This is a genomic window from Solihabitans fulvus, from assembly GCF_008386585.1.
GTDB classification, from domain to species: domain Bacteria; phylum Actinomycetota; class Actinomycetes; order Mycobacteriales; family Pseudonocardiaceae; genus Solihabitans; species Solihabitans fulvus.
In genome coordinates this window covers 1-6224 of record NZ_VUOB01000138.1, presented here as the reverse complement: position 1 = coordinate 6224, position 6224 = coordinate 1, and the positions used below count along the sequence as shown (strand labels likewise).

Annotated in this window: 2 protein-coding genes; both read left to right on the top strand. The window is 72.9% G+C overall.

The features are described from left to right. Positions 1–4111, top strand: a 4111-nt coding sequence (locus F0L68_RS40765) for an SDR family NAD(P)-dependent oxidoreductase (RefSeq protein ID WP_149855275.1), incomplete at its 5' end; no start/stop codon positions are given. Positions 4112–4127: 16 nt separating this feature from the next. Further along, a partial coding sequence (locus F0L68_RS40760) for a type I polyketide synthase (protein WP_438672356.1) occupies positions 4128–6224 on the top strand: 2097 nt, incomplete at its 3' end.

Below are 6224 nucleotides of genomic sequence, written 5' to 3'. Positions count from 1 at the left end.
GGTCCGCTTCGCCGACGGCATCAACGCGCTCACCGTCACCGGCGTCGGCGTGGTCCTGGAGTTGGGCCCGGGAGGAGTTCTCAGCGCCCTCGGTCGAGGCGTCGCCGCCGACACGATCGACTTCATCCCGACCCTCCGCGAAGGCCGTGAGGAACCGGAATCCCTCCTCGACGCCCTGGCCCAAGCCCACACCGCCGGCGTTCCCGTCGACTGGCGCGCCTACTTCGCCGGCCAGGCACGGCACACGGACCTCCCCACCTACGCCTTCCAACGTCAGCGCTACTGGCTCGACGCCGGACACAGCCCGACCGAAACGGACGCCCCGGCCGGCGCGACCGACCCTCGTCACCCGTTCCTGAGCGCTGCCGTCCCGCTGGCCCACGGCGACGGCGTCCTGCTCACCGGCCGGCTTTCCCTGACCGCGCAACCCTGGCTGGCCGACCACGCCATGCTGGGCACGGTTCTCCTACCCGGCACGGCCTTCGTCGATCTCGCCCTCCGGGCCGGCGCGCACGTCGGCTGCGACCGAATCGACGAGCTCATCCAGGAGGCCCCGCTGATCCTCCCCGCCGACGGCGGCGTCCAACTCCAACTGTCCGTCGACGGCCCGGATGACAGCGCCAGCCGGGCCTTCCGCATCCACTCGCGCCACGACACTCCCGCCGGCCGCACCGACGTGCCATGGACCCGGCACGCCAGCGGCGTGCTGTCCCAGAACACCGAGGCCGAACCGCCCGTCGCAACTCCTTGGCCGCCAACCGGTGCGACACCGACAGGGCTCGCCGACTGGTACGACCGACTGGCCGACCGGGGCTATTCCTACGGACCGGCCTTCCAAGGACTGACGGCGGTGTGGCGGCGCGGCGACGACCTGTTCGCGGAGGTCCGGCTCCCGGACGACTGCGCCGAGAACGCCGCCGACCACGACCTGCACCCCGCGCTCCTGGACGCGGCCCTGCACAGCCTTGCCGCGACCGCCGACGAGACCGACGGCACCGCCCTGCCGTTCTCCTGGACCGGCGTGACCCGATACGCGACCGGCGCCAGCACCCTCAGGGCGCACCTCACCCGACCGGCGCCCGACACCGTGTCCGTGACGGCCACCGACGAGTCCGGCATGCCGATCCTGACCGTCGAGGCGCTGGTCCGTCGCCCGGTCTCGGCGGCGCAGCTGCGGCCGACGGCCGGCGCCGACAACGACTCGATGTTCCGCCAGACCTGGTCGCCGCTCCCTGCCACCGATCCGGAACCCGTTGGCGCGGTGGCCTTTCTCGGCGTCGACGATCCCGCCTGGACTGCGGCGCTCGGCGTCCCCGCGACTGGCTACCCGGACCTTGCCGCCCTCCGAGCCGCGATCGCGGCGGGGCACCCGGCCCCAGCCGTCGTCCTGGCCCCGCTGGACCATGACAACGCAACACCCGGCGCGATCCCCGACGCGGCCGAGAAAGCCACGCACGCGGCGCTGGCGCTGATCCAGGAATGGCTTGCCGACCAACGACTCGAGGCCTCGCGCCTGGTGCTGGTGACCCGCCGCGCCGTCGTCGTCCAGCCCGGCGATGGCCCACCCGACCTGGCCACCGCGCCGGTCTGGGGCCTCGCGCGGTCGGCCCAGACCGAGCACCCGAACACCGTGGTGCTGTTCGACGTCGACGGCCTGCCCGAGTCGTACCGGGCGGTGCACGCCGCGCTGGCCTCTGGCGAGCCGCAGCTGGCCGTGCGCGCGGGCCGAACGCACCTGCCGCGCCTGGCCAGGGGCGTCCCGCCAGGACTGCTGGCTGCGCCCGACGACGCGACCGCGTGGCGCCTGGACGTCACGGCCAGGGGCACCCTCGACAACCTCCGGCTCGTGCCGGCCCAGGAAGCCCTTGCGCCGCTGCAACCCGGCCAGGTCCGCGTCGCGGTCCGCGCCGCCGGGCTGAACTTCCGGGACGTGTTGATCGCCCTGGACATGTACCCGGGCGCGGCCTCCCTCGGCAGCGAGGGGGCCGGAATCGTCATGGAGGTCGGCCCCGAGGTGACCGGCCTCGCCGTCGGCGACCGCGTCGCCGGCCTGTTCACCGGGGCGTTCGGCCCGGTCGCCGTCGCCGATCACCGTGTGCTGTCGAGGTTTCCGGCCGCTTGGACGTTCGCGCAGGCGGCCTCCGTGCCGACGACGTTCCTCACCGCGTACTACGGGCTGGTCGACCTGGCCGATGTCCGCCCCGGCGAGTCGGTCCTGGTGCACGCGGCGGCCGGCGGCGTCGGCATGGCCGCGGGGCAACTGCTCAAACACCTCGGTGCGGAACCGTACGGCACCGCCAGCCGGGGCAAGTGGCACGTGCTGCGCGCGCAGGGCCTTGCCGACGACCACATCGCGTCCTCCCGCACCCTCGACTTCCGCGACCAGTTCCTGGCCGCCACCAACGGGAGAGGCGTCGACGTCGTGCTGAACTCCCTCGCCGGGGAGTTCGTCGACGCGTCGCTGTCGCTGCTGCCGCGCGGCGGCCGGTTCCTGGAGATGGGCAAGACCGACCTCCGCGAGCGCGCGGACGTCCAACGCGACCACCCAACGGTCCGCTACCAGGCGTACGACCTGATGGAGGCGGGTCCCGAGCGCATCGGGCGCCTGCTCGCCGAGGTCATGGACCTGTTCGACCGCGGCGTCCTCGATCTCCCGCCGATCACCACCTGGGACATCCGCCGCGCCCCTGAGGCGTTCCGGCACCTGCAACAGGCCCGCAACATCGGCAAGGTCGTGCTCACCGTGCCGGTCCCGCTCGACCGCGACGGGACCGTGCTCGTGTCCGGCGGCCTCGGCGCGCTCGGCGGGCTGGTCGCGCGGCATCTCGTCGCCGCGCACGGCGTTCGCCACCTCACCCTGCTGGGGCGCGCCGGCGTCGACACGAGTGGCCTGGTCGGCGAGCTGACGGCTCTCGGGGCCGAGGTGACGGTCGCCGCGTGCGACATCGCGGACCGCGCCGCCGTCGAGAAGGTGCTTGCGGTGGCCAAGAAACGGCACCCGCTTGTCGGGGTGGTGCACGCGGCCGGTGTGCTGGACGACGGCCTGGTGTCCGGACTCTCCTCGAACCAGGTCGGCAGGGTGTTCCGGCCGAAGGTGTCCGGCGGTTGGCTTCTGCACGAGCTGACCCGCGACCTGGACCTCGCGTTCTTCGCCCTGTTCTCGTCGGCGTCGGGCACGCTGGGCGGCGGCGGCCAGGGCGGCTACGCGGCGGCCAACGTCTTCCTGGACGCCCTGGCGACCTACCGGTCCTCGTTCGGTCTGCCAGCGGTCTCCCTGGCCTGGGGCCCCTGGGGCGATCGCGACGGGCTCGGCCTGGCCGCGGCCACCGGCACGGACCGCCCGACGCGCGGCGGAGCGGTCGGCCTCTCCCCGGCCGAGGGGCTGGCCCTGTTTGACACGGCCCTCACGGTCGGCGAGCCAGTCCTCGTCCCCCTGCGGCTCGACCAGGTCCGGCTCCGCGCCGAGGCCGCCGCCGGCCAGATCCCCAGCGTCCTCAACGATCTCGTCCGCGCACCGACCGGCCGACGCTCCGACCGCGGCGTCACCACGTCCGGCGCGGCGACCCTGCGGCACCGGCTAGCCGGCCTGCCCGACACCGAGCGCGGCCACGTCCTGTTGGAACTGGTGCGCGGCCACGTGGCGACCGTGCTCGGACACGCGGCGGCCGACACGATCGAGCCGCAACGATCCCTCAAGGACCTCGGCTTCGACTCGCTCGCCGCGGTCGAACTCCGCAACCGCCTGAACACGGCGACGGGCCTGCGGCTGCCACCCGCGCTCGCCTTCGACTATCCGACGCCCGCCGCGCTCGCCGACCACCTGCGCACCGAACTGTCCGGGGACGCTGCGCCGGAGGGCGAACCGCGCTCGACGGCCGGCGCCGAGACCGACCTGAGCGACACCGAACTCCGGCGGCTCCTCGCCACCATCCCGCCGGCCCGCCTGCGCGAGGCCCGCCTCACCGACGTCCTGCTGCGGCTGGCCGAGCAGGGCGAGGACAGGCCGGCCCCCACGATCCTCGACCGGGTCCGGTCCATCGATCAGGCCGACGTGGCCGACCTGATCAGCATGGCCCTCGACCACGACACCCACCAGCCACCCACGCAGTGAGGACGTCGCGATGACGGTGCCCACGGAGAAGTTGGTCGAAGCGCTACGCGCGTCCCTCAAGGAAGTCGAACTGCTCAGGGAACGCAACCGGGAACTGGCCGAGGCGTCCTCGGAGCCGATCGCGATCATCGGCATGGGCTGCCGGTATCCCGGCGGCGTCCGGTCGCCAGATGACCTGTGGAGCCTGGTGGAGCAGGAGATCGACGCCGTCTCGGACTTCCCGACCGACCGCGGCTGGGACCTCGACGCGCTCTACCACCCCGACCCCGACCACCCCGGCACCTCCTACGTGCGGGTCGCCGGCTTCCTGCACGACGTGGCGGACTTCGACGCGCGGTTCTTCAAGATCAGCCCGCGCGAGGCGTTGGCGATGGACCCGCAGCAGCGGCTGCTGCTGGAGACGACCTGGGAGACCGTCGAGAACGCGCGGATCGACCCGTTGTCGTTGCGCGGCAGCCAGACCGGCGTGTTTGTCGGCGCGATGTTCAACGACTACGCCTCGCACTTCGAACACGGTCCGGCCGAGGTGGAGGGCTACATCCTCACCGGCAACTCGATCGCGGTCATCTCGGGCCGGGTGTCCTACGTCTTCGGTTTCGAGGGCCCGGTCGTCTCGGTCGACACCGCATCCTCGTCCTCGCTGGTCGCACTGCACCTGGCGTGCCAGTCGCTGCGCAACCGGGAGTGCGAGTTCGCCGTCACCGGCGGCGTCGGCGTGCTCGCCACACCCGTCGGCTTCATCGAGTTCAGCCGGCAGCGCGGCCTGTCCTCCGACGGCCGGTGCCGCTCGTTCTCGGCGAAGGCGGACGGCACGAACTGGTCGGAGGGCGTCGGCGTTCTGCTGCTGGAACGCCTCTCGGACGCCCGACGCAACGGTCACCGCGTGCTCGCCGTCGTGCGCGGCAACGCCATGGGCAGCGACGGCGCGTCCAACGGTCTGACCGCACCCAACGGCCTCTCCCAGCAACGCGTCATCCGGCAGGCACTGGCGAACGCCGGCCTGACACCGTCCGAAGTGGACGCAGTGGAGGCGCACGGCACCGCCACCGTGCTGGGCGACCCGGTCGAGGCCCAGGCGCTGCTGGCGACCTACGGCCAGCACCGCGCCGACCGGGAACCGCTGTGGCTGGGCACGTTGAAGTCCAACATCGGCCACGCGCACGCCGCAGCCGGCGTCGGCGGCGTGATCAAGACCGTGCAGGCGATGCGGCACGGCGTGCTGCCGAAGACGTTGCACTGCGCGGAGCCCTCGCCGTTCGTGGACTGGTCCTCGGGTGACGTGCGGCTGCTCACCGAGGCCCGCCAGTGGCCCGACACGAACCACCCAAGGCGGGCCGGAGTGTCCTCCTTCGGCGTCGGCGGCACACTGGCGCACGTCGTCCTGGAACAACAACCTCCGGAACCGCCCGACGGGCCGGCCGCCGACGGACCCGGCCTCCTCGTCGTGCCCTGGGTGCTGTCGGGTCGGGGCGCGGCCGGCCTGCGCGCCCAGGCGGCCCGCCTCACCGAGTTCCTGAGCACTCGACCGGACCTCGACAGCACGGACATCGCCCGCTCGCTGGTGACCACCCGCGCCCTCCTGGACGACCGCGCCGTGATCACCGGCGGGGACCGCGCCACACTCCTCGAAAGCCTGACGGCCGTGGCCCGAGGCGAGGACCATCCGAACGTCCGCCGGGGCCACTCGCTGGCACCCCCTCGCATCGGCGCGTTGTTCTCCGGTCAGGGTTCGCAGCGCGTCGGCATGGGTTTGGCGCTGTGCGCGGCGTTTCCCGTTTTCAGGGACGCGTTCGGCGAGGTGTGTGCGCAGTTCGACGGCCTCCTGGACAGGTCGTTGGCCGAGGTGATGGCGGCGGAGCCGGGGTCACCCGAGGAGGGCCTGCTGGCTCAGACGGCTTATGCCCAGCCGGCGTTGTTCGCCGTCGGAGTGGCGCTCTGGCGCACTCTCCAAGCGTGGGGTGTCCGCCCGGACTGTGTGGCCGGTCATTCCATCGGCGAGCTGACGGCGGCTCACGTCGCGGGTGTGTGGTCGCTCGCGGATGCCTGCATGATTGTGGCCGCGCGTGGCCGTCTCATGCAGGCGCTGCCGCTCGGCGGTGCGATGGTCGCGATC